The organism is Flavonifractor sp. An10 (assembly GCF_002161215.1).
GTDB lineage: Bacteria > Bacillota > Clostridia > Oscillospirales > Oscillospiraceae > Flavonifractor > Flavonifractor avistercoris.
Genome location: NZ_NFMB01000003.1, coordinates 359,871 through 386,255, shown reverse-complemented (window position 1 = coordinate 386,255; position 26,385 = coordinate 359,871). Strand labels below are relative to the sequence as shown.

Sequence of the window (26,385 nt, the reverse complement as noted above, 5' to 3'; positions counted from 1 at the left end):
GTCCAGCCCCCGCATGATCCACACGCCGTCCTCCACTGCCACGGTGACCGCCTCCCTGAGCATGTTCTGTCTCGATTATAGCACATTTGTTCTATCCGTGCCATAGGGGCGAGATATTTTCTCAAATGAAAGCCGCAAAGGAAAAGGTGGCGGGCTGCCCTTTCCTTTGCGGTCTACGTCATGGGACCTGCACGATCTGCTCCCACAGGAGGATGTGCTTGGTGTCAACAGCTCTGTTGCCGTGGTAGTGGCCGAACAGCCAGTAGTGGTACTGGACCCGGTCTTTGACCTCCTGGAGGAAGTCCGTCAGGCGGTCCGCCACGTTGTGCCGCGAGAGCCGGAGGGCGATGCTGGTGGGGGCGCAGTGGGTGAGGATATAGTCCACCGCCCAGCCATGGGCGTCCAGGTTTCTCCTGGCCTCCGCGTACTCCTCCTCTGAGGGCAGTTCCTCCTTCCACCAGGACAGGTGGTCGATGCGGAACCGGGCCCGTTCCTTTCGCTTCAATGTCAGGTATTTCCGCTCAAAGTTGGGGTCATCCAGGCTGAGGATGCCGTCTTCAATGTCGTGGGAGGCCGCGCCGCCCATGGTGAAGAAGGTGAACCCAGCCAGTTCATAGACCTGTCCCCGCATCAGGTGGAGCACGTGGGGCCGGATGGACTGTACCCTGCCGCCGTGCCAGGTCTCCACCGGGTATTGGGCCAAGGCGTCATAGTTTTCATGGTTTCCCGAGAGGAAGGCCACGGTGAAGGGCAATCCCTCCAGCCAATCCAGGGCCTCGTCATCCCGTTCATCCCCAAACCACACTCCGCCGAAGTCTCCCAGCTGGAGCACCACATCCTCCTTGGTGAGTTCCCGGCCCTCCGGGAAGGTTTCCGGGCGGAACCGCTCAAAATTCCCGTGGGTGTCGCCCGTCGCATAGAGCTTCACGCCAGCTTCCTCCTTTTTGGCTGTGCCACGTATTGCTCGATTTCCCTGCCGTCCCGGAAGGTCACCCGGATCTTCTCCCGGGAGAGCACCGTTACTTTCTCCAGCAGTTGATGGATGACCTCCTCATCCCACTCTGTCAGCGCCGCCGTCATATGTTCCATGGCGGCCGACACCGCCAACAGACGCTTCTGTACCCGGCCCTGTTCCTGGCAGGCACCCTCCAGCCCGGCTTTTCTCTCCCTGAGCTGGGCGGTGGACTCAGACAGCTCCCGGAACTGCTCCGTGTAGTCCGCCCCAGGGTTGGCAGACGCCTCGGCCAGCAGGGCATTAAACTGGGTGCTCAGTTCCTCCAGAGCCCGATCCATGTCCGCCAGACTCATGCTCTCCCCGGGGATGGGGGCTAGCTCCCGCTCCATGGCGGCGGTGAGCTGCCGGGCCAGGGTGTCGTGGTCGGCCATGGCGGTGTTGACGGCGGCCAGGACGGCCTGCTGAAGCGGTTCCTCGTCCAGGGTGGGGGACTGGGTGCAGAACTTCTTCCCGTAGTCCAGCCGGCTGACGCACCGCCATACAGGCCGCTTGACCCCGTGCTGGGTCCACACGCACCGCCGGTAGGCGGTGCCGCATTCCCCGCAGAATAGCAGGTTGCTAAGTACATGCTTGCCGCTGTACTTGCCCCGGCCAGTGGGGGTGCTCTTTCTCGTGGCGCCCGCTTTGGCGTTCCGCCGGGCCATCTCCAGCTGGACGGCATCGAACGCCTCCCGGCTGACGATGCCCTCGTGGTGGTTCTGAATCAGGTATTTGGGGAGCTGCCCGGTGTTGGGAATGACCTTCTTGCTGATGCAGTCGGCGATGAAGGTCTTCTGGAGCAGGACGTCCCCGCAGTATTTCTCGTTGGTCAGGATGCTCCGGATATGGGAGCCCATCCACACCTCTTTCCCGGAGACTGTGGGGACTTTCCTCTCTTCCAGGGCCGCCTTGATCTCCCGGATACTGTCTCCGGCCAGATAGCGGTCATATATAAAGCGGACTGTCTCCGCCTGCTCCGGAACAATCCTGGGCCTGCCGTCCGGCCCCTTCTCATAGCCCAGCAGCCGCTCGTAGTGCATGGCGGCGTGGCCGGACTTCATGGCCTGGCGCTTGCCCCAGCGCACCCGGCTGCTGGTGCTCTCACTCTCCGCCTGGGCAAATGCCCCGTGGAGGGTGATGAGGAACTCGCTCTCCGGGTAGATGGAGTTGATGTTCTGCTCCTCAAAGATCACCGGAATTCCCAAGCCTCGCAGCTCCCGGGTGAAGTTGAGGGTGTCCACGGTATTGCGGGCGAAGCGGGAGACCGACTTTGCCAGAATCATGTCGATTTTCCCCTGCCTGCACTGGCGGATCATCCGAAGGAACTCCTTGCGCTTGCAGGTGGAGGTGCCGGTGATGCCCTCGTCCGCGAACACCCCGGCCATGGTCCAGCCCGGTTCCTTCATGATCTTCTCCGTGTAGTAGGCCAGCTGGTTCTCATAGCTGGACAGCTGTTCCTCGCTGTCTGTGGACACCCGGCAGTAGGCGGCCACCCGCAGGTGGCGCTTCTTCTCCTGTTCCTGGGGCGTCTCTGCTTTGGCTGGGATCACAATCACTTGAGGCGCGGTATCGTTCATGTACCATTTCCTCCTTCCAAGGTCTGATTATTTTTCAGCAGGACAGTGATTGCCCCGTTGCTGACGGTGATGCGGCGGACGCTATCGTGGAGCAGCACCTGCTCCAGTTCCTCCATGGGAGTCCGCCCCTGAAACAGCCTCTGGAGGCGTAGAGTTTCATACTCCTCCGGCCCGATGTCGTTTAGCTGGAGGGCTGCAAGCTGGAGGGCCAGCCTTTTGGCTTGGGCTTCGTCCACCGGCGGGCGGTGCAGGAGTTCGTCCAGCTCCCGGCGCAGCTTCTTTGCCTCTGGCGGGGGCTCCTCCTCCAACACGGGGCAGGTGATGAGCTCCGGGTGCCGGATCAGGCGGTTCAGGAGGCCCGACATCTGCCGTTCCACCCAGGCCGGCGGGCTGCCGCCGCACAGCTTCCGCAGTTCCTTCTGGGCTGGCGTCTTTTTGCGAGGGGAGACTTTTTCCTGCCTTCGGGCTTGAACCATGCCGAACTGGCCCTCCGGGATGATGGACGGAAATCCACCATCGCCGGTGTACCGGCGGTCTGCCAGGATACGGGCGGCCATGTTCTTGTTCCAGGGCCTGCCCTCGTCGTAGGGGATGCCCCGCTCCCGGAGCTTGTCCACCAGGGCGTTGTAGCTGGCCCCGGCCAGGTAGCTGTCATAGATCCAACGCACTGTCTCCGCCTCTGCCGGGTGGAACACCACCTCTCCCAGCTCCATCCGGTAGCCGAAGGGCCGCTTCCGGTTGCTCCCCATTATCTCACCGTCCGTTCTATGGGTTCTGTCAGCTCCAGGCCATTGATCAGCCGGAACCGCAGGCGGTCATTGCTCTCCACGATGATCTTGTCCACGAGCTCGCGGAACAGCTCCCCATCGAAGGTGTCCAGGAAGGCCGGCCCGGCCTCCAGGGCTTCTATCAGCTCCTGGGTCTGCTGGATTGTCTGATCCTCCTCGGCCTCCAGGAACCGTTCCTTCTCCAGCTTCGCGGAGCGGAGCTGTTCCGCCAGCTCGTTTTTGCGTGATATAAAAATATCAGGGTCGACAAGCCCTTGCTGCCTGAGCTGGGCCAAGAGCCGATCCTGACGGGTGATGTCTGCAATTTTCTGGTTGAGTGCCACGATGTCCAAGCTCCAGAGCAGCTTGCCCTTCCGGGCCGCCTGGAGATCTGTAAGCAGTTGGGTGAGAATGGGCATCCCCTGGTGCCGGAGCTTGTGGTACAGCCGGAGGAAGGCTTCATATATGGTACGCTCTGGAACGGGGCCGATGGGGCATGCATCCAGATCCACAGTGTGGGTGCGGCAGATAAAGTAAGTAATCCCGCTATTCACCTGTTTCCGGAAGAGAGTGCCGCAGTGGCCGCACCTCAACATCCCGCTTATGGGGGTACCGCATTTTACCTTGCTGAAATAGTGCTGCTTCCGCTCTCGCAGGAGGCTCTGCACTTTGTCAAATACGGCCTGGTCGATAATTGCGGGGTGTGTGTTCAGCGCATAGTATTGATTGAACTCTCCTCTGTTGGTCAGTGAGCGGCGGGGGAGCGTTTGCGTCCGGAACGACTTCTGCCAAAGGGAGTTCCCTGTGTATTTTTCGTTCTTCAAAATACGGGCAACCGCCTTGACTGTCCACTGATAGGGACTCAGCGCAGGGTCAACGCTCTGGCACTTTTTCATGCGGTCGGCGATTTCCTGCGTGTTGTATCCCTTCAGGAAATCCGAGAAGATTCCCCGTACATACTCTGCCCGCCCAGGGTCTATGGTGATTCCGCCTTCTTCATCCTTTTTGTAGCCGAAGGGAAGGGAAGAGGGGACGAATGTACCGCCTGCCATCCGTTTTTGGATGCTCCAGCGGATATTGTCCGAGATATTTTCGCTCTCCTTCTGGTCCATCATGGCGAAGATGGCGGTCAGAAACTCACCGGCCAGCTCTGAGGTGTCGATGCCCTGCTCCTCGAAGCACACCCCCACCCCCAGGGCCTTCAGCTCCCGGATGACCTCCAGGCACTCTTTGGCGTTCCGGGCGAACCGGGAGGAGGACTTCACCAGGATCTTGTCCACCCGGCCCCGGCGGCAGTCCGCCAGCAGGCGCTGGAAATCCTCCCGTTTTTCCGCCGAGGTGCCGGTGATGCCTTTGTCCGCATACACATCCACGAACTCCCACTCCGGGTTGGCAGTGATGAGCTCTGTGTAGTAGGCATTCTGGGCCGCGAAGGAGTTGAGCTGGTCTTCTGAGCTGGAGCTCACCCGAGCATAGGCCGCCACCCGCAGCTTCCGGGCTCTGACCGGGTCACTGGGCGGGATGGTGATCACCTGGGGCGCTCCGCTCAGCGCCAGGGAACCGCTGGTTTTCTTCTGCTCGTCCACGGAATCGTCTCCTTTTCAGCAACACACAATACCAGCACTTCCGCAAAATATCCATATCCAAACACAACAAAAATCAGGGATAAAATATGACGTCTGCCCCGGTTTCTGCCCGGAGCCGGGCGGCGATCCTCCTGGCCTCCTTCCGGCTGACAAGGCCGGTGCTCTGGAGGCGGCGGAGGAGGTTCACCATCCCGATGTAGTTGATATTCTGGTTCATAACCAACCCTCGTTTCAGGCGGAGGCCGCTCCCAAATGGGCAGGGAGCGGCCTCCACTCCCTATCTTCTGAAATTTTGAATTTCTAAAATGCAATCGTTCCACGCCTGTATTCGACACTACTCCCCCAGGCGGCAGGGCGGCAGCAGACGGACTGTGTTGGCACACATCACGGGAATCTCACCCCTCCGAGGATCTCTCCGAGCTGCCCCCATTGCTTGGTCCCGGTATCACCCGGGGCTGTGGCTGGACAGGAGTATCATTACTGGATTGCTGACGAGGGTCGGACTGGTTCAAAACCAGCCGCAATGCGAAACAGCCCGCCACAGGCTGCTTTGTGGACGGATGGGTACCGCTCTGCACCTTCCTTGGCCGTCTTTGATGCGGTCTCCCGCACAGGTGGTCTTGGCGCATCCTCCAGCGTCGCTTTGGCCCCCTTCCCGGAGGGCCTCTCGTCAGCGGACGTATCCCGCTGCCGGATATTCACTTTTCAATATACCAGAAAGGCTGAAAAATTGGCCTCTCACTGCTATAGGCAGCGAGAGGTCAATTTTTAGAACCTTATTTCAAAAATTTTTTAATTTTTTTGAGCCGCTTAGATATGAGCCTCTGTGAACAGTGCCACTTCTGTGCAAGCTCTTTCTGAGTATGTCCTTCCAAAACGAGGTATTTCAGCAGCTCCAGATCCCTATGATTCAGCTGATTCAAGCGTTTCCAGAGGGTAGGATCCTCTATTGTTTCCAGCCATGAATCTTCCCCTAAAAAGTCAGCCTCATCAAATCCTGTGGAAAATCTTTTTTGCTTTCTCAGCAAAAAAGATTGACTTGCTCCTTCAGCTGCTTCATACATATCAGGCAGAGGCTGTGTCCGTGTCTCGAATCTCCTGCGGGAGCAAAATTCAGCCAGATCAAAGAGATATATTTCCTCTATTGAGCTCGGATCCATTCCTGCCTGTTCGTATTCCTGACGGAGCTTTCTCCATTCTGCTTCGAACTTCCTGCGTTCCCTTGCATAGTTAAAGCCCATGCTGTTTCCTCCGTTCTTCTGAATTTGGAAGTCCAAAATTCAGAAACGGAGGACCGCGGCACCCTACCGTGTGCCAATAGGGAAAACAAAGACCATCGGGTTTGAGCCAACGCACAAAGCCGTCGGCCTGATTTGCGGCATTAAGAAGTCTGCAGCAGATCCAGGTTCTTTTTGCTGCATAGGTAAAGGCGGTGCGGTGCGCCGGTAGGCGCAGGCACTTCTTAATGCCACAGTGAACCCAGGTATATTATGATATTCCCTTTCCTCTCATGAATGTGAGTATACAAGGAAGGTGGCTATAAAAAATCCACGCTGTGGTACCTGGGCAGGCAATACAGCGTGGACGATTCCGGCTTGTTGAAAAACAGTTCCGTAAAAGAGATTCAACTTTCCAAACTGCCTTTCTCGGATGAAATACTCTCTCCAATTTTCTCAGGCTTCATAAAATAAAAATGCAAAAAAACGTTGCGGCAAGCAGGTCTGCGCAGCCTCCGGGACTGGCCCAGTCGCGGACACACCGCTGGTTCAGCCGTGCTACCCGCCCAAGATCTAGTTGTTCCGCATCCAAGATTTCTCTGGCTGCCTGAGCCAATTCGTGCTGTTTCTTCTCCCCACAGCGTACAAAGAGATTGGAATCGTGGACGCAACACAGCAGTTCCAGCAGAGCAATGATACCGGCATCGTTGATGGAATATCCTTGCTGCAGAGCGCTACGAAGGGCAGGAAGTCCACAGTAAGCAATGCTGGGGTACCCGGCGGCCGCCTCGCCACGGATGCCGGAGTGACCGGTAGCAGCATAAAAACGCTCTCCACCGCTTCGCATCGATGTGCGTGGCAGCATTTTTAGTTCACGTTCAAATTCCGATGTCACGATTTGACTGCACAGATGCAGCAATCCCATCTCATCCGCAGACTCACCGCGTCCGAAAAGCCAGCCCAGCCCGCCGCAAAACAGCCCCAGGGTAAAAATAATCCCTTTGTGGGTGTTTACACCCCCAGTAGCAGTGTACATCTGTTGCTCTGCCTGGACACCTAGCCGTCTCAGACGAGGAAATAGCTCCGGTGGAGTAAGGCAGGAGGAGGCAGCGCCTTCCAGATAGGCTATGCGGAAATATTCGGTTAAGGCTGCCGAACTGTCCAAATAGGTGAAAAAATCCATATCAGCATGGGCTCCGCTGTCAAAGCGATCCACCAGGCCCGGCTTGGGGGATACACTCACCTCATAGAGCAGGCTGCGGGTGGCCTGCCGCGCCGCAAAGGCCGCCTCCTGTTCCAGAACCGCGGATTGCGCATTTGCGGTCATGGCCAACTACCTCCTATCTAAAAGGGCCGCACCGGCGAATGATGCGCGGTGCGGCCCAGCCTGCGGTGATCAGATTTACTCGACGACAGCCAGTACGTCGCCGCTGCGGACCCGGTCGCCCTTTTCCACACGCAGCTCCACAACCTCGCCGGACACAGGGCAGGGGATGGGCTGTTCCATCTTCATGGCCTCCATGACCATCAGGACGTCCTTGACCTCCACATGGTCGCCCTCATTGACCTTCACATCCACGATCATACCGGGAACACGCGCTTTGATTTCCATAACTGATAACCTCACTTTTTCAGAATTGATTTACCGCCGCTGCCCAGGCCTGCCAGGACAGCGCGGGTGGAACACAATACAGGGGCTGAACCGCCTTTGACCAGGATGGTGCCGGAGCCGGACAGCAGCTCCGCCAGTTTTCCATATCGCCCGCTGCCCAGGGCCACCTCCGCGTCTATGCGCAGGCTCCATTTTTCCTCCAGCCGGCGTAGCAGACCTCCCAGAGCTGGGAGATCCGCGTCCTCTTGGGGCAGGAGCAGTACGTCCAGATCGGAACCGGCGTGGCAGTAGGGCAGACCTGTAACCGCCTCCAGGGCGGCGGAGCCGAACAAGCCCGCCGCAGCCCCATACCGAGGCACCTGACGGAGCAGCTGCGTCACCAGGCCGCTGAAGGGCAAAGAGCCTTCGGCGCACATTTCCGCCGCCTGTACGGCGGAAACGGCCTTCGTTACCCCGTCCAAAGGCACCTGTGAGGCCATGCGCCATCGCCCGCCGTCCCGCCGGATGGGGAGAGATACCCCCACAGGAATCAGTTCCCCGGGGGCGGCCCGCCGCCGGGTGATCACAGGGATGCCGCGGAATCGCTCCCAAACCGCCTCCCAGGCGGCGGGATCGGGGTAGACGGTCTCTCTGCGGAGCCAGAGGGACTCCTCCCCGGCTCTGGAGAGGCGGAGCAGCGTATGGCGGCGCGGAATTTCTGTCAGCATTTCTTCCTCCAGACCGGATCGGTCTTGGCCTGTCTCTGGTACTGCCGCTGGGCCTGTACCAGCGTGTCCAGCATGCGGGTAGCCTCCGGGCCCTCCAGCTCCAGCAGGGGTGGGCCGCCCGGAGGCCCCACCGTCAACCGCGTCTGCTCCGCCCCACAGACATAATCTGGGGATACCCGGATGATACGGGACTTGATGCGCAGGATGGTGCGAGCGGTGCGGAGCGCCGTATCCCGGCTGGAGACATTCCCTGCCAACAGGGTGGTTTCCAGCTCCAGAGGGGAGCGAACCTTGGTATTGGTACAGATGGCACCCTCCGGGTTCAGCGGGTGTGCTCCGAGCCGGAAACAGTCTCCCGTGGGGAGTCCGCCCACCAGAAGATGGTGCCTGCCCGCATCCCCCGGATCCCGGCACAGAGTGATATCTGTCCGCAGGGGGGCACCGTCCAACACCAGCCAGCCGAACTCCTGACAGCCATACAGATCGTGAACCTGCGCGCCGGGTAGCCTAGCGGCCTCATCAGCCAGCTCCGGATCCAGCGGGGTGCCGGCGGCGATGAGCACCAGGTTCTCCGGCAGCTCGCGGGACAGGCCCAGCCGGTGTGCGTCCTGCAGAGCTGCCCGCAGGAAGGAGGATTCCCCCACCACAAAGCGGGCACCGCTGCACAGCTCGGCCAGCAGCGCGTCCCTGGAGGGGCGCAGGATGAAGCGGGCCTTCGAGCCATACTCCTCCAGGGCCTGCCGGCTGAATACATTGACCAGCGGCGGGTAGGTCACCAGAAGCTCCGCGCCCCGGGGGACGCCGCACCGCTCCAGGGCCCGGACACCGGCCGCCGCGCGGTCAGGAAGCTCCTGCCAGGTGACGCCCACAGGGGTCTGGAATGCGGTGGTGCCTGTGGTAAAGGTCGTATAGGCCAGGTTCAGCGGGGTGTGGAGCTCCTCAATCACATGGGCCGCCGTGGGGCCGGCGATCCCCTTGTCCGCCAGGGTGCGGCGGGGCATCTCGGCCAGGAGCGGGCCCGTGCCGAACTCCAGCAGGGCCCGGCGCAGCTCCGCTCCGGCACCCATGTCAGGCGAGATAGGAGGAGGATACCGCGGCAAACTCCTCCGCCATCCGGCGGAGCACCTCCGGCCGGGTTGTCCGCCCGCCCCGCTCCGCGCCCAGAGCGCCCCGGCTCCAGGGGCCGGTCTGCTCATAGTGCCCCTCGCGCTTCAGGGCCTCCACCAGCTCCACATGCCGGGCCAGGGCGTCCCGCATGCCCTCCGGGGCGGGGACGATCTCCTCCACGCCGCCCAGGCGGTAGAAGAAATCCACGCCGGCGGCGAACACCGGGCTCTCCTGGGAGAGCTCCTCCAGCCGCTCGATGTCCATTTTGGTGATGCGGGAGATGCTGGTCAGGGGCATCACATGGATCATGGTGCCGCACTCCTTGGGCAAGGCCAGGATGTGATCCGCCTGAAGGCCGTGGCACAGGAACGCGCCGCTGATGGCCCGGCCGATGACCATGGCGATCACCGCATGGCCCGCCTTCCGCGCCTCCGCCAGGGCAAGCTGATAGGCGCCGGTGGCCTTGTTCATGCCGAAGATCTCCTCCACCTTGCCGGGGCCGTTGCCCGGGGTGTCCACAATCAGCAGCAGGGGCCGCTTTTCTCCCACGGGCTTGTCCCGGTCGGCCAGGATGGATTCGTAGACGGCGGAGGCCATCTTATAGGCTTCCTCCATACCGATGACGCCGAAATAGACCACCGGGAAACGGGGGTTGACGGCCTGGGCGTCATTGGCCAGGATGGTGACGGGTCTGCCGTTGAGGCTGGCGGTGCCCACCACGGCGCCGGGGCCGTAGCCCTCCGGCACCTGGGCCTCGCCCACCCGGTTTTCCGTAAAACTGTCGGGATCCACAATCATGGAGATGGCATCCCGGCCGCGGCCGATCATTGATTCCATGTCAACGCACCTCCTTTGGGCGGCGGTGTACCACGCGCAGGAACTCCGCTGTCTCCAGTTCGGGCAGCTGCTCCGGATGCTCGTTGCCGTAGTAGCGCCACACGTCCTTAGCATCGCCGGGGTTCAGCTCCGCGGCCAGGGCAACTAGATCCATCTGCTCCTTCACCAGCTCATAGGAGCCGATGCGGCGGCAGGCGCACACCTTTTCGTAGGGCTGGGCCAGCAGCTCGCACAGGGCCCGCCGGAAATCCGCCACCTTGTCCTCCACCAGGATGTTGCAGTCCCGCATGATGTACTTGTGCTTGCCGCCAGTGGTGCGGGAGATCAGGGACTTGTCAGAGGCGTCAAATTCCTCCTTGCCCATCTCCTGTTCGATCACCTCCGGGCCGGTCAGCCCCAGACGTCCCTGGGGGCTCATGATAATGGCGTCCGTAGCGGCGGCCACAAAGCCCATACCGCCGAAGCAGCCCACCTTGCTGCCGATGAGGGAGATCACCGGCAGCTTGCCCTTGGTGTCCTGGATCAGATCCATGACCTCTGCGTGGGCCAGCAGGCCAGCGTTGGCCTCATGGAGGCGCACGCCCCCAGTTTCGAAGGAGATCACCACTGCGGGGCGATATAGATCCAAGTTGTCAGGATGCGCTTTGGCGGCCGCCTCGTAGGCTTCCAAGGCCAGGCGGAAGATACCGGCCATTTTGGCACCGTGCACCTCGCCCACGGCGCCGCCGATAAACCGACCCTCCTGGGAGATGAGGAAGACGGGGCGGGTTCCAATCCGGCCCACGCCGGTGACCACGCCGTCGTCAAAGCTGACCGCCTCGCCCAATGCGGGCAGGTGAGGACTGGTCATACGATCCTGGGGACCCAGGAGCTCTGTAAAGCTCCCCTCATCCACCAGCAGGTTAGCCCGCTCTCTGGCGGTTGCCTCCAGAAAGCTGTGGTTCTGTCCCTCCTGATAGTTCACGCCAGCTCCCCTCCTCTCGCATCCTGGAGGGCCTGCCGCAGACGGAGGCCCACTACAAACGGGGTGGCGTTGTTGTCGTTGATCTCCAGCTCCAGGTCCCCGCAGCCGCTCTCCAGAACAAAACGCTCCAGCACCTTGTCCCACACCTGCTCAAAGCCACGCACCGGAGTGCAGACTTTGACAGTGACTTTCCCCTGTTGTTCTTTGCGGGTCAGAAGGACCTCCATATCGCCGGAGCCCACCACACCGCTGTGGAACCACTGGTCGGGAATGGACGCGCCGGGGATACCCGGGTAGGAAAATTCCAGATGTTGCAGTGCCATCCTGCAGACCTCCTTACCAGTTTTTGAATTTGCCGGGGGGCTGGTACAGGCCGCCAGACCACTTTACCAGATCCCGGACGTTCTTGGCCGCCAGAAGGCTCCGGTTGGCCTTGGCCGGGTCAATGCCCAGATCCTGCGGGGTCTTGACAATCCCGCTGGCCCGGAGCTCCCGGGTCTCCTTGGGGTTGGCCTTGAGGCCTACCGCGGTATAGCCGGCCACCGCGCGGATGGCTGCGCGCCGCTCCTCCAGGCTTCTGCACTTGTGCAGATAGGCAATTCCCTCCTCGGTCACAATATGGGTCAGATCGTCGCCGTAGATCATGACCGGAGGCAGGGCCAGACCGGCCTTCTCCTTCAGCTCCCAGGCATCCAGCCGCTCCACAAACCCAGGGGCCATCTTTTCCCGGAAGGTCTCCTGGAGCTGGACCACCAGACGCTTGCCCCGGGGCATGCCGCCCAGAGCGGCCTCCGCTGTGCCGGACTCTGCGCCGCACTTGAGCCATGCCTGGCTGGCGTGCCGGCGTCCGTGGGGATCACAGCCCATATTAGGCGCTCCGCCAAATCCAGCAATACGAGTAGCCGTGGCGGTAGAGCTGTTGCCGTCCTCATCAATCTGCAGGGTGCCTCCGATGAACAGATCCACGGCGTAGTGGCCGGCGATCTGGGCATAGGTGCGGTTGGAGCGGGGCGTGCCGTCCGGCCCCACAAAAAACACATCGGGCCGTGCCTTGACATACTCCTCCATGCCCAACTCTCCGCCAAAGCAGTGGATGTTCTTTACCCAGCCGCTCTCGATGGCGGGGATCAGGGTGGGGTGGGGGTTAAGAGCGAAGGAGGTGCAGATTTTCCCCTTCAGGCCCAGCTGCTCGCCGTAGGTAGGCAACAGAAGCTCGATGGCTGCCGTATCGAAGCCGATCCCGTGGTTTACCGTCTGGACACCGTACTCGGCATAGATGCCCTTAATGGCCATCATGGCACGGAGCACCTGGGCATCGGTGATCAGGGCGGGGTCGCGGGTAAACAGGGGCTCCAGGTAGAAGGGGCGGGGGGACTGAATGACAAAGTCCACCCAGTCGCCGGGGATGTCAACCCGGGGGAGACGGTCCACCACCTCGTTGACCTGGGCAATCACAATGCCCTGTTTGAACTTGGTGGCCTCCACCACTACGGGGGTATCCTCGGTGTTGGAGCCGGTGTAAAGATTGCCGTCCTTGTCCGCCTGGTAGGCGGCCACCAGGGCAACCCGGGGGATCAGATCGATGAAATACCGGCCGAAGAGCTCCAGATAGGTGTGGATGTCTCCCAGCTTCACCTTGCCCTCCTGCACAGCCTGGGCCAGCTTGCCGGCCTGGGCGCCAGAGTAGGAGAAGTCGATCTTCTCCGCGATACCCTTTTCAAACAGCTTGGTGTGGCTGTCCAGGGCGATGGCGGACTGTACCAAGTGCAGGCCGTGGATCTTCTCGGGATTCACACGGCACAGCCGCTCGGCCAAAAAGTCGGCCTGCTTCTGATTGTTGCCCTCCAGATTGATCTTATCACCGGGGTGGATGACGGCCTCCAACAGCTTGACGGTGTCCTTGGCCTTCACCAGCTTGCCGGCCCCCACTGCCTCCTCGGCGGCTGCCAGCCTCCGGGCGGTATCCTGCCGCAGAGTATCCCATTGACGCTGCTGTGTCTCTTGCATGGCAATGACTCCTCTCTTTGCGCTTCGGCCGGTCAGCCGATCATGGAGATGGTGGTGACGAACACGCCTGCCGCAATAGCGCTGGTGATGACGCCGCAGATGTTGGCACCCATCGCCACAGGCAGGATCACGGCGAAGGGGTTCTCATCCGCCGCCGCGTGCTGGGCCAGCTTGGCGGTGGTGGGCACGCAGGATACGCCGGCAATGCCGATGACCGGGTTGAACTGCTTCTTTTTGACCAGGTACATCACCCAGCCGCCCAGCAGGCCGCCCACGCCGGAGATGGCCAGGGCCAGGATGCCCAGGATCAGGATCTTGATGACGGCGGTGTTCAAAAGGGTGGACGCCTCGCAGAGGATGCCCAGGGTGAGACCCAGGAAGAAGGTGGAGAAGTACAGGATGCCCTTTTCCAGAAGCTCCTGGAAGGGGAGGATCTCCGCCTCCTTTACGGCTACGCCGATGAAGAAGGAGAGGATCAGGGGAGCGGCCATGGGCAGCAGCAGGCAGAGCACGCCGCAGACCACCACGCAGAAGATGAACTTGGTCTTTTGGGGCACCTCGGGGGGATAGACCTCCACGTCAATGCCGCGGTACTTTTTCGGCACCATTAGACGGATCAGATAGGGATAGCCGCCGTAAGTAAGGCTCAGGTACAGGTATGCGATGATGGAGATGGGGACAAACAGCTCCGGTGCCTGGATCAGGGAGGTGAACAGCACCATGGGGCCGTCGGCCCCTCCGATAGTAGCCACGGCGGCGGCCTGGCCCGGCTCCAGCCCGAAGCCTAGGATGCCTACCGCCAGGGTGACAAAGGTGCCCAGCTCGGCAAACAGGGCGATGGTGATGCTGGTCCAAGGCTTGGCCAGCAGGAAGCTGATCTCACTCTGCGCACCGATGCCCATAAACACCAGGCAGGCGATCAGGCCGTTGGAGAACATGAAGTTATAGATGGGCTGGAAGCAGTTGACCTGCAGGATGTTCATCAGCTCCGTGGGATCGCTGACCAGGGGATCCAGCAGCAGGGTGCCGATCGAGCCGTCACTGAGGAAGAGTACGCCTGCATTGACACAGATCATACCCAGCCCCATGGGAACCATGATCAGGGGTTCCAGCTTACGGGTGAAGCCCATATAGGCCAGGATAAAGCCTATGACAATCAAAACCAGCCGCGCGGCGGCGATGGCCGGCTCCTGGGCCAGCATACTTCCGATACCAGGGAAGAGGGTCGTCAGCAGTTCCATGCTCACGCCTCCTTTCTGCCGGAGCCCTTATGGGATCGGCTCATAAACGCGTTGATGGCCACAATGATGGCGATGACTACATACGAGATCACTGCGGTCAGCCCGTATGCAAACAGGGAATAGGTGATGGGACTCATGATTGATCTCTTACCTCCATTCTGCTTTGGCGGAAGCTGTCTCCGCCGGAAAAGAGCACGCGGCCTCTATTCGGAAAACTCCGTCTGTCTCTCTCATCCTAAAATGTCTGCTCATGAAGCGCCGCGTCTCCTGCGTGTTGATTCCAGAATCACTCTCTTTCTCTCTATTAAAAAGGACATATGCCCTTTTTAAACATTCATCACGCCCAGGCCACACCTCTGGTGGCTGGTGATGGGGTGGATTGCCGACTCACCGAACATGGCCACGGCGAGCCAGTGGGGCTCCCGGACGATGGCGATCTTCACCGCCAGATTGGACTCGGAGGAGGTGTTCACAATGGTGCCGTGCTTGGCCTCCTCCGCGGCGTGGATCAGGGCGTGGACCTCGTGGGGCTCCTTTTCAATGACCCCTGCGTTCAGCGCGGCGCCGAATACCGCCCGGCTGACCTTCTCCTGAAAGTCCCGCTTAGTATTGCCGCCCACCTCAGTCACCACAAATCGGAGCCCTGCCTGCGCATAGCGCCGCTTTAACTCCTCCTCCTCCGCCAGCGTCCGTGTCATAGCCAGGCGCAGAGCATTGAAGCCCACCCCGTTCTGGCTGAGGGGCAACGCCTCGTCCGTAAAGATGTCCTCCGGCATGTGCCTCACCTCCCGCTGCTGTCTTGGACGCTTATTACGATAGTCGAATGGTGAGGGCAAAACAATCACAAATCTCCACAAAATCCAATCCGGCTTTTTAGGGACACTTTCCGCCCCGCTGGTGCTACAATCCTGTATGTAAAAGTAGATCTGGTGCGGGCATCCAAGGAAGGGCCGCCGGAGATCTCTGCTTGGGAGGTAATCTGTGAAATCATACAATCCGATTCTGTTTGACTTGGACGGCACCCTGACGGACCCTGGGGAGGGAATCCGGAATTCCGTGGCCCACGCCCTGCGCTATTATGGGATCCAGATGAGCACGGCGGAGCTGAACCGCTTTATCGGCCCGCCTCTGGCGGAGGGCTTCCGGGAGTTCTGCGGGTTTTCCGCCGGCCAGGCCGCCGAAGCGGTGGAGCACTACCGAGAATATTATCGGGAGAAGGGCATGCTGGAAAACCGGGTCTACGACGGAATTCCGGAGCTGTTGGCCCACCTGAGGGGGGCGGGGAAGGTTCTGGCTGTGGCTACCTCCAAACCGGAGGTGTTTGCCCGCCAGATCTTGCACCATTATGGGCTGGACGGCAATTTCCAGGTGATCGCCGGCAGCGAGCTGGACGGCAGCCGCAGCAAAAAGCACGAGGTAGCCGCCTACGCCCTCTCTCAGTGCCCGCTGCCCGCCGACGGAAGGGCCGTCCTGGTGGGAGACCGCCGGCACGACGTAGAGGGGGCGCGGCAGGCCGGCATCGACGCTGTCGGTGTCACCTTTGGCTATGGAAGCGAGGAGGAGCTTCTCTCCGCCGGAGCCCCGGCCATCGCCCACTCCGTGGCGGAGCTGGAGCAGATACTTTTATCTATATATTGAAATACGAAACAGGAGGAATTTAACTATGAACCACGAGGAAATGCTGACCCTGATCAAAACTCGCCGCAGTTGCCGCTCCTACCGGCCCGACGCCGTGCCGGAGGACGTACTGGACAAGGTGCTGGAGGCGGGCACCTATGCCCCCACCGGCGGCGGACGGCAGTCGCCGGTAATCATCGCGGTGCGGGATTCTAAGCTGCGGAGCGCGCTCTCCGCCATGAATGCGGAGATCATGGGAGGGGATTCCGACCCCTACTACGGCGCGCCGGTGGTGGTGCTGGTTCTGGCCGAGGGGAACACCTTCGTGGAGGACGGCACCTGCGTTCTGGAAAACCTGATGCTGGCCGCCCACGCCATGGGGCTGGCCACCGTGTGGGTCCACCGGGAGCGGGAGATGTTTGACAATGAGAAGGGGAAAGCACTGCTACGGGAGTGGGGACTCCCGGAGACGCTGCGGGGCGTGGGCGCCGTGGCGCTGGGCTATGCCGCCCAGGAGCCAGTTGAGGCGGCCCCCAGGAAGCAGAACTATATCGTCAAGCTGTAAAATAGCGCAAACAGGGTGGGGCCCTTCCAAAATGGAAGGGCCCCGCCCTGTTTATACTTATTTGCCGTCCAATTCCTCCCGCTGCCGCTTCTGGAAGTCATACAGGTAGAGGGCCAGCTCCACCTCGAAGCGGTCCGTGGCCTTGCGGAAATCGGCCCCGGTGAGCTCCTGCACGTTCTTCAGCCGGTAGGCCACGGTGTTGTAGTGGGTAAACAGCTCCTCGCTCATCCGCTTGACGTTGCCGAAGTTGTCGAAATAGGAGGACAGAGTCCTCATCAGTTCGGCGTTGCGGGGGTGGGAGGCGTCCACCAGCTCCCCCAGCTTCTCCCGGACAAAGTGGTCGATCTCCGTCTCGGTATCCTTGGCGTAGATCAGGCGCAGCACGCCCAGATCCTCAAAGCGCAGCAGGACGCCGTCCCGGCCGGCGGCGGCCCGCAGGGCGATCTCCGCCTCCCGACGGCTGAGGATCAGGCCATCCAGGCCGGTGTGGGGCCTGCCGCAGCCGCCGGTGAGGCGCAGGGCCGGATATTCCCGTGTCAGGGAGCGGAGATACTCCGGGAAGCGGGCGGAGAGGTGGTTGAGATCCACACTGTTGGCCGGGGCGCTCATCATCACCAGGAAGCCGTCCACCAGGGGGAGCAGCCGGGGAGAGAGGGCCAGGTTGGTGAGCATGGAGAGCAGGTTGCTGGTCAGCAGGGTGCGCTGGAACTCCACCGCATAGTGGCCGCCGGAGGCGTCCTGCTCCACCACCTCCAGCTGGAGCAGCATGTGGCTGTACTCCAGGTTCAGGCCGTATTCCGCGGCCCGCAGGCGCTCGGAGCCCTCGTCGGTGATCGGGTCGGAGAAGATGTGCCGCAGATAGGCGATAAAGCCGTCGTCACTGCGCTCCTGCACGGAACGCTCCCGGGAGATCTCCAGGGGGATGGTCTGGAGGATCTGGTGCAAAATGTCGTTCTGGAGGTAGGTGCTGTGGTCAAAGCCATAAAGATATAAGTAGCCAAATGAATAACCACCCACCTCAAGCTCATGCACTCGAGAGTTAGCAATGATAGCTTTAATGATATTATCTTGTGTGTTTACCCCCCCTGTGTAGTGTACTTTGGTCGCCCTTGGCGACACAAAGTGCTTTGCGATGGTTGATGTTGTCCAGGATCAAAACAGAGGTTCCGGCCAGCTCGGAGATCATCCGGGCGATGTCCGAAAGACCCGCCCCCTCGATGATGGTGCGGGTGAGCATCTCATTGACCTGGAGGGTGCTGCGCAGCAGAGCGGTCTGCCGGCGCAGCAACTCGTCGGAGACGCCCTTGGTCAGCTCGGAGAGCTGTACCGAGGCGGGCAGCTCCAGCAAAGGCAGGCCATAGGCGTCGGCTTGCTCCACCATGAAGGACGGGATTTCCTTGAGGTACTGGGCCGGCTTGATACAGACGGCGGAGATCCCCTTTTTCGCCAGATTGGGGAGAAAGGCCCGCACCGCCTCCGGATCGTCGTGGATGGCATAGCAGGTGGTGGCCATCAGCTCCCCCTTGCTGAGCCATTTGTAATACTCCGGGGTATCGCTCAGGTTGATGCCCTCCACAGTCCGGTTCAGGCCCGCGCCTCCGCCCAGCAGCCTGGCGCCGTGGAACACTGGAAGGCTGATGACCTCGGACACCTCCGGAAAGTATGAAATTTCCTCAATCTCTGTCATGATACCCATCTCCTGTGCCGGAAAAATTCTGACAAAATTATAAAATCGCATTTGTAAAATGTCAATATAGAAGCGCCGTATGGCGACTTTTATAATGTGGATTGTAACAAAGCAAAGGAAAACGAAACTGGAAATAACCACAACCGGAGGTGATGCGCGGCGGGACTGCCGCCGGATTTTTGACTGTCGGAACCACACCGGAGCGATGGGAAAGGAGGAGAGGGAATGCCGGTCAGAGCGATAAAAATCTGCGCGTCGCTGTGGAGCTCCCTGGATCAGGAGCCGGGCCCTGCATCACTCCACTCCGCCTTTCAGCACGCCGCCAACCTGTCTGCCGGCGCCGGGATGCTCACGCTGCTTTCCCCCGGAAAGGGGCTGCAGCCGGGCTCGGCGGTGCTGGAGCGGGCGATGGATTTCTCCAGGCTGGGTGCGTATTCTCTGACCATCGGGCGGGACGGCATTTTCGCGGACGGCGCCAAGCTGATCTCGTTTCAGCAGGCGCAGAGGATGGAACTGCGGCCCGGCGAGGCCCTTCCTCCGCCGGGGAGTGAGTCGTTCATTCTGAATTTTCTCTCCGGGCGCCGGGGCACCGGGCTTGTCTGTCTGGCTTTTCAGGAGGCGGACAACCCCTGGGCCGAGTTCCTGTCCCACCGGCTTCTGGCCTTCCGGAGGGCGGTTTGGTCTGGCGAGGCCGGTTCCGCCTGCTACGCGGTTCGGCGCATCGCCGGCTGCGGCCCCGGATTGACCCCCTCCTCGGACGACTGGCTGTGCGGCTATCTGGCCGCCCTCCCGCCGGCTTTCCGGAGGGACGGGACGGCCGCGCTCCTGGCGGAGACGGCGGCGGCGGCCACCAACGACATCAGCGCGAACCTGCTCCGCTGGGCGGGGAAGGGATATTTTTCCGAGGACATCCTGGCGTTGAAGCGCTGCCTCTGCCGCGGCGGCGGGGAGGCGGAACGGTTAACCGCGATGGAGCGGGTGGCCAGCTTCGGGAGCAGCTCTGGATGTGATTTTCTGACAGGCTTCTATTTTGGACTTCTGGACACCAATTCAACTGGAGGGAAACGACTTGAAGAAACTTGAGGTTCGCAAGAACACGTACTACGACTCGGTGACCCTGATGATCATCTCCAAGGAGGTCAAGACTGTGGACGGGGTCAACGAGGCGCTGGTGGGCATGGGTACCGACCTGAACCAGGAGCTGGTAAAGAATCTGCACCTGGCGGCCCCCGGCTTTGAAGAGGTCACCGCCAACGACTTCTTTGTGGCCGCCGACTGCGACAGCGACGAGGCCTTTGCAGCCGCTGTGGCCAAGGTGGATGAGCTGCTCAGCAAGAAGGCGTCCAAGGGCAAGAGCGACTACTTCCCGCCTACGCTGGAGGGCGCGCTGAAGGTCAACCCCGATCTGAACATGGCCATCATCTCCGTGCCCGGCCGTCACGCCGCCGGTGTGGCGCAGAACTGCCTGGACCACAACATCAATGTGATGCTGTTCAGCGACAACGTGACCATCGAGGAGGAGAAGGAGCTCAAGGAGAACGCCGCGGCCAAGGAGCTGCTGATGATGGGCCCCGACTGTGGCACCGCCATCATCAACCATGTCCCCCTGGCCTTCGCCAACGTGGTCAAGAGCGGCGACATCGGCATGGTGTGCGCCTCCGGCACCGGCGCCCAGGAGGTGTCCTGCATCATCGACCAGCTTGGCGGCGGCATCTCCCAGCTGCTGGGTACCGGCGGCCGGGATCTGCGCCGTGAAATCGGCGGCATCATGATGAAGCTCTGCCTGGACGCGCTCATCAACGACCCCAAGACCAAGGTCATCGCCATGGTCTCCAAGCCCCCCGCACCTGAAATTGCGGCCCAGATCCTGGATCAGGCGGCCGCCGGAGGCAAGCCTGTGGTGGTCTGCTTCATCGGCGGCGACCCCACCGAGATTGAGAAGCGGGGCCTTGTGGCGGCCTGCTCCCTGGAGGACTGTGCCCACAAGGCGGTGGCCCTCTCCAAGGGCGAGACGCCGGAGACCTTCGACACCTTCTCCATGGGCGTCCAGCAGGCCGAGCAGATGGCGGCCGCCGAGGCGGCCAAGATGGCCCCCACCCAGAAGTACATCCGCGGCCTCTATACCGGCGGCACGCTCTGCGACGAGGCCATGAAGCTGCTCATCGGCGAGCTGGGCCACATCCAGTCCAACATCCCCCTGAACCCGGAGGACAACCTGGAGAACGCCCGCACCGCTCCGTCCGTCCGCCACACCTTCCTGGATTTCGGCGACGACGCCTTCACCGTGGGCCGCCCCCACCCCATGATCGACCCCTCCCTCCGCGCCGAGCGGGTGGTGCAGGAGGCGTCCGACCCCGAGGCGGCCGTAATCCTGGTGGACTGCGTGATCGGCTACGGCTCCCACGAGGATCCCGCCGCCGACCTGGCTGACGCCATCCGGGCGGCCAAGGCCGAGGCCTCCAAGAACGGCCGCCATCTGGCTGTGGTAGCCTCCGTCTGCGGCACCGAGGGCGACCCCCAGAGCCGTTCCGCCACCCAGATGAAGCTGGCGGACGCCGGGGCCATCGTCCTGCCCACCAACGCCCAGGCCACCCGCTTCGCGCAGCTGATCCTGCGCAGACTGTAATCCGTCAGGAGGTTTGGAAATGAGCAAGGTTAACGAGCTGTTTGAACAAAAATTGAACGTAGTCAACTTCGGCATCGAGTCCTTCTATCAGGATCTGGTCAAGCAGGACAAGCCCGCCGTCCACGTGGACTGGAAGCCCATCGCCGGCGGCGACAAGAAGATTGCCGGCTACCTGCGCAAGCTGAAGCAGCCGGAGCTGTATGAGAAGATCCAGGCGGCCAACCAGGAGGCCCTGTCCCGCATCCTGTCCGCCCAGCCCGTGCTGGTGGGCATGTCCACCGCCGGCGAGGCCATCCCCGGCATGACCCCCACCACCATTCTCCACGCCGGCCCGCCGGTGACCTGGGAGAACATGTGCGGCCCCGTCCGGGGCGCTGTAATGGGCGGCCTGATCTACGAGGGACTGGCCAAGGATCTGAAGGAGGCGGAGGAGCTGGCCGCCAGCGGGAAGATCACCTTCTCCCCCTGCCACCACCACAACGCGGTGGGCCCCATGGCCGGCATCGTCACCTACTCCATGCCCGTGTGGCACGTGGTGAACAAGACCTTCGGCATTGACGCCTACTGCACCATGAACGAGGGCCTGGGCAAGGTGCTCCGCTTCGGCGCCTGTGACCAAGAGGTGTTTGACCGCCTGCACCGGATGCGGGAGGTGTATTACCCCGTGCTGAAGGAGGCCCTGGAGCTCCACGGCGAGATCGACCTGAAGGTCATGATCGCGCAGGCTCTCCAGATGGGCGACGAGGGCCACAATCGGAACAAGGCCGGCACGTCCCTGCTCCTGCGGGAGATCGCCCAGGACATCTACAACACCCACTTCCCCAAGGAACAGCAGATGGCCGCCTTCAAGTTCCTCAACGACAACGATCACGTGTTCCTCAACCTGACCATGCCCGCCTGCAAGAGCACCATGGACGCCATCTTCGACATTCCCTACAGCACCGTGGTGGCCACCATGTGCCGCAACGGCACGGAGTTCGGCATCCGCATCGCCGGCCTGGGCAAGGATCAGTGGTTCACCGCCCCCTCGGAGTTCATCCGCGGCCTCTACTTCCCCGGCTTCACCGAGAAGGATGCCAACCGGGACGTGGGCGATAGCTGCATCACCGAGACTACCGGCATCGGCGGCTTCTGTATGGCCGCCTCCCCCGCCATCGTTCAGTTCGTGGGCGGGCAGGTGCAGGACGCCATCAACTACTCCTCCCAGATGTATGAGATCACCGTGGGCGAGGGCAATGCCTACAAGATCCCCGTCCTGGACTTCCGGGGCAGCGCCACCGGCATCGACATTATGAAGGTTATCGAGACCGGCATCCGTCCCATCATCAACACCGGCATCGCCCACAAGGACTACGGCGTGGGACAGATCGGCGCCGGTCTGGTCAATCCCCCCGAGGGCTGCTTCACCAAGGCCATCGCCGCCTGCGCCGAGGCCTGGGGTTGAGCATATTCCACTCATTCACAAACCAAACCGCTTAAAACAAATGGAGGTATTCTTATGAGCAAGTGGTCTGACATCAAAATGTACGATCTCACCATCCCCCTGGGCATCAACACGCCCCCCTGGCCCACCTATGAGCCCCTGCAGATGAAGTTCTTCAAGCGCCTGGCCCCCAACGGCGCCAACGGCCAGCTGATCACTCACTCCAACCACGTGGGCACTCACCTGGACGGCCCCCTGCACTTCGACACCGCCGGCCGCGACATCGCCTCCCTGGAGCTGACCAAGCTCTGTGCCCCCGGCGTGGTGGTGGATCTGCGGGATCAGATGGAGGACTTCGGCATCTACACCGCCGAGGACATCGAGAAGCGGGTGGAGGTCAAGGAGGGCGACATCCTGATCATCAACACCGGCTACCACATCTACGGCTGGGACTCCCCCACCGCCGACGAGCGCCGCTACATGCTCCGCCACCCCGGCCCCTCCCTGGACTTTATCCAGTGGGTGCGCGACAAGAAGATCAAGTGGATCGGTGTGGACTGCGGCTCCGCCGACCACCCCATGAACACCAAGATCCGCGACTGGGAGCCCATGGAGGCCGCCAAGTGCGACAAGATCTTCCAGGAGCGCTACGGCAAGACCCTCAACGAGGTCTATCCCTGGCCGGAGCACTACCAGGCCATGCACATCGAGCTGTTCTGCAAGCCCTACGAGGCCATCCACGCCGAGTGCATGGGCGGCGATATCGACCAGCTGTCCAACAAGCGCGTGGTCATCGGCTGCTTCCCCTGGCGCCTGGTGGAGGGTGAGAGCTGCATCAGCCGCATTGTGGCCTTTGACGGGTTCGACGACGTGTAAGCCGGAATCCGGATAGACTGTAATACCCGAACCTCCAGAATACCATACCCAAACCCCGCATGAGGAAAGCCCAGGGCGACAGTTTCATAACGCTGTTCCCTGGGCTTTCTGCATTGCAAACGCCAGAAATTAGAGAGAAATGGAGGAAAACCCTGTGAAAAAGATCCCAACCGGATACACGCTGAACGAGTGCCCGCCCGTCGGCGAGTCCATCCCCCTCAGCCTCCAGCAGATTGTCGTTCTGGTATTCAACGTACTGCCTGTGCCCCTGCTCATCGGCAGCGGCGTGGGCCTGAGCGCGTCAGAGATCACCATCCTGGTGGCCGGCTGTCTGCTGGTCACCGGTATTGCCACCATTATCCAGACCATCGGCTTCGGCCCGGTGGGCGCCCGGCTGCCCATCCCCCTGGAGTGCAGCTTCGTGTTCGTGGCCCCCGGCATCGCCCTGGGCGCTCAATACGGCTTGGGGGTCTATACAGGCGCCTGCCTGGTGGGCAGCATCGTGACGGTGGTGCTGTGGACCGCGTTCCATAAGCAGCTGTCCAACCTGTTCAAGCCCTATATCACCGGCTCCGTGGTCACCGCCCTGGGCCTGAGCCTCTGCGGCGTGGGCATCGGCTACTGCGCCGGCGGGGACGGCTCCGCCGACTACGGCGATCCCATCAATCTCCTCCTGGCCGCAGGCACGATTATCATCATGCTGGTGCTGAACCACTACGGCCGGAAGAATTTCCTCTCCAAGGCGTCTCCCCTCATCGCCATTGTGATCATGTCCTGTGTGGCCGCCGCTTTTGGGAAACTGGATCTCTCCGGCATCGCCAGTGAGCCCTGGCTCCGCGCCCCCCAGCCCCTGCACTTCGGCCTGGAATTTGAGCTTGGCCCCACGGTTACCATCACAGTGCTCTGCTTCTTCGCGCTGGTAGAGCTCATGGGCGACCAGGCCACGGCGGCCATGCTGGCCCAGAACCGCCTGGCCAACAGCAAGGAGACCCGTGGCGGCATCCTGGCTCAGGGTATCGGCAGCATTCTCTCCACCCTGTTCAACAATGTGCCCGTGATCTCCGGCAGTGCCAACATCGGCCTGTGCGGCGTCTCCGGCGTCACCAGCCGCTATATTACCGCCATCGCCGGCGTCGTGGTTGCCCTGTGCGGCCTGTGCCCCAAGCTGTGCGCCGTGTTCTCCGCCATTCCTGAGCCCGTGCTGGGCGGCGTGGCCCTGACTGCTTTCGGCACCATCCTGGTGTCCGGCATGACCGTGATCATGAGCAGCAAGCTCACCCCCCGCACCACCACCATCGTGGGCGCCTCCCTGGCCGTGGGCATCGGCTTTAGCATGACCGCCAACGCCCTGGCCGCCTTCCCCTTCTGGGTGTCCACCATCCTCAGCGGCGTGCCCGGAACGGCCATCACCGCGGTCGTGCTCAGCCTGATCCTCCGGGAGGACAAGGAGGAGAAGGCGGAGGCCGCCAATCAGTAAGCCAGCCGCAGCCAGCGGATAGGAGGGAAAACACAGATATGAAACGTACTTTGTATAAGAACGCAGATTGGATCATCACCATGGACGAGGCGCGTACCCGTTACCGCCACGGTGACCTGCTCATCGAGGGGAATCAGATCAAGGCCGTCGGCACGGATCTGGAAAAGAGCTTGGCCGGCACGGTGGAGATTGACGAGGTGGTGGATGCCAGCGGGCGCGTGATCCTCCCCGGCTTTGTCAATACCCACCACCACACCTGGCAGACACTGATCCGCAACATCAAGGCTACCCAGGGCCTGCGGCTGGAGCCGTGGCTTACCACCATGTACGAGATCTACAAGGATCTCAACACCGATGTGGCGCGGGCCGGTATCTATGCCAGTCTTGGTGACGGCCTGAAAACCGGCGTGACTACCTCCAACGACCTGTGGTATCCCCACCCTGTGGGGGTCACCGGCCTGGTAGACGCGGAGATTGAGGCCGCCCGGGAACTGGGTATCCGCTTCCACCCGGTGCGGGCCTACCACTCAGTGACCAGCGACATTGTTCCCCCCGAGGTGGTGGACACCACCGAGGGCGTCATGGCCGACGCCGAGCGTCTGGTCAAGAAATACCACGACCCCTCCCGATTCTCCATGTGCCAGGTGGGCATCGGCCCCAGCATCGCCCAGTATGAGACCGAGGAGATCGTCCGGGCCACGGTGGATCTGGCGGAGAAGCTGGACATCATGGTTCACGGCCACCTGGCCGAGAGCCAGCACGAGGTAGAGTACACCATCGAGCACTTTGGATGCCGGCCGGTGGAGTGGTTCCGCCGCCACGACATGCTGGGCGACCGGTTCTACTATGCCCACTGCATCCACCTGAACGACGAGGAGGTGGAGCTGATGGCCAAGACCAACACCGGAATTTCCACCTGCCCCATCTCCAACATGTATCTCAGCTCCGGCTCCTGCCGGGTGCCCGATTTCCTGCGGGCCGGCGTCACCCGCTTCGGCATCGGCGTGGACGGTGCGGCCAGCAGCAACTCGGCCAACATGATGGAGGAGATCCGGGTATCTTACCTGCTCAACCGTCTGAGTTGGGGTGACAACTCCGCCAACGCTGAGGACGTGCTCTATCTGGCTACCGCCGGCGGGGCCAAGGTGCTCAATCGTGACGACATCGGCTACCTGGCCCCCGGCATGGCCGCCGACTTTACCCTCATGAACTGGAGCCAGCTCCAGTATGCCGGCGGCTGCAACGACCCGGTGGACTGCATTGTCCTAAGTGGTGACGCCCGCATGGTGGAGGAGGTCGTGGTCAACGGTGAGCTGGTGGTGCATAAGGGCCATTTGACCAAGGTCAATGAGGAAGAGAAGCGCCAGTACGTCACCCAGGTGGGCCGTGAGCTGCTGACCCGGGCCTCCGCGCGCATTGAGGGGCTGAAGGCGGATCTGTGCTGAAATAATTTGACAAAAGACCAAAGCACTCCCCCAATTTATATTAGGAGGTCGGC

General features: G+C 61.6%; 27 protein-coding genes. 8 read left to right on the top strand and 19 right to left on the bottom strand.

Translation table 11 applies throughout. The features are described from left to right. Positions 1 to 178 precede the first annotated feature (178 nt). From B5E42_RS07115 to B5E42_RS07045, 17 genes are all read right to left on the bottom strand, one after another. Positions 179 to 928: a metallophosphoesterase gene (locus tag B5E42_RS07115; RefSeq protein ID WP_087238076.1), complete on the bottom strand. Its 750-nt coding sequence runs from the start codon at positions 926 to 928 to the stop codon at positions 179 to 181. Continuing rightward, positions 925 to 2,571 (bottom strand): recombinase family protein, encoded by a 1,647-nt coding sequence (locus B5E42_RS07110; RefSeq protein ID WP_087238073.1) that lies wholly within the window; start codon positions 2,569 to 2,571, stop codon positions 925 to 927. Before B5E42_RS07110 ends, B5E42_RS07115 begins: the two co-directional genes overlap by 4 nt. Then, positions 2,568 to 3,320, bottom strand: coding sequence for a recombinase family protein (locus B5E42_RS07105; RefSeq protein ID WP_087238071.1), 753 nt, complete (start codon positions 3,318 to 3,320; stop codon positions 2,568 to 2,570). The genes B5E42_RS07110 and B5E42_RS07105 overlap by 4 nt, the downstream gene beginning before the upstream one ends. Then, positions 3,320 to 4,924 (bottom strand): recombinase family protein, encoded by a 1,605-nt coding sequence (locus B5E42_RS07100; RefSeq protein ID WP_087238069.1) that lies wholly within the window; start codon positions 4,922 to 4,924, stop codon positions 3,320 to 3,322. Before B5E42_RS07100 ends, B5E42_RS07105 begins: the two co-directional genes overlap by 1 nt. Positions 4,925 to 4,997: 73 nt before the next feature. Beyond that, on the bottom strand, positions 4,998 to 5,141 hold the full coding sequence (locus B5E42_RS19315; RefSeq protein ID WP_204244389.1) for a hypothetical protein: 144 nt from the start codon (positions 5,139 to 5,141) through the stop codon (positions 4,998 to 5,000). Positions 5,142 to 5,700: 559 nt separating this feature from the next. Continuing rightward, positions 5,701 to 6,165, bottom strand: a complete 465-nt coding sequence (locus B5E42_RS07095) for a hypothetical protein (RefSeq protein WP_087238067.1) — start codon at positions 6,163 to 6,165, stop codon at positions 5,701 to 5,703. Between the two features lie 439 nt (positions 6,166 to 6,604). After that, positions 6,605 to 7,468 carry a triphosphoribosyl-dephospho-CoA synthase gene (locus tag B5E42_RS07090; RefSeq protein ID WP_087238065.1) on the bottom strand — a complete coding sequence of 288 codons (864 nt, stop codon included), beginning with the start codon at positions 7,466 to 7,468 and terminating at the stop codon, positions 6,605 to 6,607. A gap of 75 nt (positions 7,469 to 7,543) precedes the next feature. Further along, entirely contained in the window at positions 7,544 to 7,753 is a 210-nt protein-coding gene (locus B5E42_RS07085) for a biotin/lipoyl-containing protein (protein ID WP_087238063.1), read from the bottom strand. An 11-nt stretch (positions 7,754 to 7,764) separates the two neighbouring features. Beyond that, positions 7,765 to 8,460 (bottom strand): malonate decarboxylase holo-[acyl-carrier-protein] synthase, encoded by a 696-nt coding sequence (gene mdcG / locus B5E42_RS07080; protein WP_087238061.1) that lies wholly within the window; start codon positions 8,458 to 8,460, stop codon positions 7,765 to 7,767. Continuing rightward, a complete protein-coding gene (locus B5E42_RS07075) occupies positions 8,454 to 9,527 on the bottom strand; it encodes a hypothetical protein (RefSeq protein ID WP_087238059.1) in 1,074 nt (357 codons plus the stop codon). The genes mdcG and B5E42_RS07075 overlap by 7 nt, the downstream gene beginning before the upstream one ends. Before the next feature lies 1 nt (position 9,528). Continuing rightward, the gene (mdcE, locus tag B5E42_RS07070) at positions 9,529 to 10,404 is read right to left on the bottom strand and encodes a biotin-independent malonate decarboxylase subunit gamma (protein WP_087238057.1); all 876 of its coding nucleotides are present in this window, start codon (positions 10,402 to 10,404) and stop codon (positions 9,529 to 9,531) included. Position 10,405: 1 nt separating this feature from the next. Then, complete coding sequence (locus B5E42_RS07065) at positions 10,406 to 11,368, bottom strand: biotin-independent malonate decarboxylase subunit beta (RefSeq protein ID WP_087238055.1); 963 nt, start codon at positions 11,366 to 11,368, stop codon at positions 10,406 to 10,408. Beyond that, positions 11,365 to 11,691, bottom strand: coding sequence for a malonate decarboxylase acyl carrier protein (mdcC, locus tag B5E42_RS07060; protein ID WP_087238053.1), 327 nt, complete (start codon positions 11,689 to 11,691; stop codon positions 11,365 to 11,367). The genes B5E42_RS07065 and mdcC overlap by 4 nt, the downstream gene beginning before the upstream one ends. 13 nt (positions 11,692 to 11,704) lie before the next feature. After that, complete coding sequence (mdcA, locus tag B5E42_RS07055; RefSeq protein WP_087238051.1) at positions 11,705 to 13,375, bottom strand: malonate decarboxylase subunit alpha; 1,671 nt, start codon at positions 13,373 to 13,375, stop codon at positions 11,705 to 11,707. 32 nt (positions 13,376 to 13,407) lie between these two features. After that, on the bottom strand, positions 13,408 to 14,616 hold the full coding sequence (gene madB / locus B5E42_RS07050) for a Na+-transporting malonate decarboxylase, carboxybiotin decarboxylase subunit (RefSeq protein ID WP_087238049.1): 1,209 nt from the start codon (positions 14,614 to 14,616) through the stop codon (positions 13,408 to 13,410). Positions 14,617 to 14,618: 2 nt separating this feature from the next. Beyond that, a complete protein-coding gene (locus B5E42_RS19840; protein ID WP_255396994.1) occupies positions 14,619 to 14,753 on the bottom strand; it encodes a hypothetical protein in 135 nt (44 codons plus the stop codon). Between the two features lie 189 nt (positions 14,754 to 14,942). Beyond that, the gene (locus B5E42_RS07045) at positions 14,943 to 15,392 is read right to left on the bottom strand and encodes a HutP family protein (protein WP_087238047.1); all 450 of its coding nucleotides are present in this window, start codon (positions 15,390 to 15,392) and stop codon (positions 14,943 to 14,945) included. Positions 15,393 to 15,597: 205 nt separating this feature from the next. Between B5E42_RS07045 and B5E42_RS07040 the strand changes: the two genes are divergently transcribed. Together B5E42_RS07040 and B5E42_RS07035 are read left to right on the top strand one after the other, a co-directional pair. Continuing rightward, entirely contained in the window at positions 15,598 to 16,254 is a 657-nt protein-coding gene (locus tag B5E42_RS07040; protein WP_087238044.1) for an HAD family hydrolase, read from the top strand. A gap of 25 nt (positions 16,255 to 16,279) precedes the next feature. Beyond that, positions 16,280 to 16,798 carry a nitroreductase gene (locus tag B5E42_RS07035; RefSeq protein WP_087238042.1) on the top strand — a complete coding sequence of 173 codons (519 nt, stop codon included), beginning with the start codon at positions 16,280 to 16,282 and terminating at the stop codon, positions 16,796 to 16,798. Positions 16,799 to 16,855: 57 nt separating this feature from the next. On the opposite strand, the gene B5E42_RS07030 is transcribed toward B5E42_RS07035, so the two are convergent. Together B5E42_RS07030 and B5E42_RS07025 are read right to left on the bottom strand one after the other, a co-directional pair. After that, complete coding sequence (locus B5E42_RS07030) at positions 16,856 to 17,815, bottom strand: helix-turn-helix domain-containing protein (protein WP_162613924.1); 960 nt, start codon at positions 17,813 to 17,815, stop codon at positions 16,856 to 16,858. 46 nt (positions 17,816 to 17,861) lie between these two features. Further along, on the bottom strand, positions 17,862 to 18,485 hold the full coding sequence (locus B5E42_RS07025) for a PucR family transcriptional regulator ligand-binding domain-containing protein (protein ID WP_162613923.1): 624 nt from the start codon (positions 18,483 to 18,485) through the stop codon (positions 17,862 to 17,864). A gap of 225 nt (positions 18,486 to 18,710) precedes the next feature. Between B5E42_RS07025 and B5E42_RS07020 the strand changes: the two genes are divergently transcribed. The 6 genes from B5E42_RS07020 to B5E42_RS06995 all read left to right on the top strand — a co-directional run bounded on the left by B5E42_RS07020 (position 18,711) and on the right by B5E42_RS06995 (position 26,332). After that, a complete protein-coding gene (locus B5E42_RS07020) occupies positions 18,711 to 19,568 on the top strand; it encodes a DUF2877 domain-containing protein (protein ID WP_087238035.1) in 858 nt (285 codons plus the stop codon). Further along, positions 19,555 to 21,111: an acyl-CoA synthetase FdrA gene (fdrA, locus tag B5E42_RS07015; RefSeq protein ID WP_242967050.1), complete on the top strand. Its 1,557-nt coding sequence runs from the start codon at positions 19,555 to 19,557 to the stop codon at positions 21,109 to 21,111. The genes B5E42_RS07020 and fdrA overlap by 14 nt, the downstream gene beginning before the upstream one ends. 19 nt (positions 21,112 to 21,130) lie before the next feature. Then, positions 21,131 to 22,555 (top strand): DUF1116 domain-containing protein, encoded by a 1,425-nt coding sequence (locus tag B5E42_RS07010; protein ID WP_087238033.1) that lies wholly within the window; start codon positions 21,131 to 21,133, stop codon positions 22,553 to 22,555. Positions 22,556 to 22,609: 54 nt separating this feature from the next. Beyond that, positions 22,610 to 23,410 (top strand): cyclase family protein, encoded by an 801-nt coding sequence (locus B5E42_RS07005; protein WP_087238031.1) that lies wholly within the window; start codon positions 22,610 to 22,612, stop codon positions 23,408 to 23,410. Positions 23,411 to 23,564: 154 nt separating this feature from the next. After that, entirely contained in the window at positions 23,565 to 24,887 is a 1,323-nt protein-coding gene (locus B5E42_RS07000; protein WP_162613922.1) for a solute carrier family 23 protein, read from the top strand. A gap of 38 nt (positions 24,888 to 24,925) precedes the next feature. Further along, the gene (locus B5E42_RS06995) at positions 24,926 to 26,332 is read left to right on the top strand and encodes an amidohydrolase family protein (RefSeq protein WP_087238027.1); all 1,407 of its coding nucleotides are present in this window, start codon (positions 24,926 to 24,928) and stop codon (positions 26,330 to 26,332) included. Positions 26,333 to 26,385 lie beyond the last annotated feature (53 nt).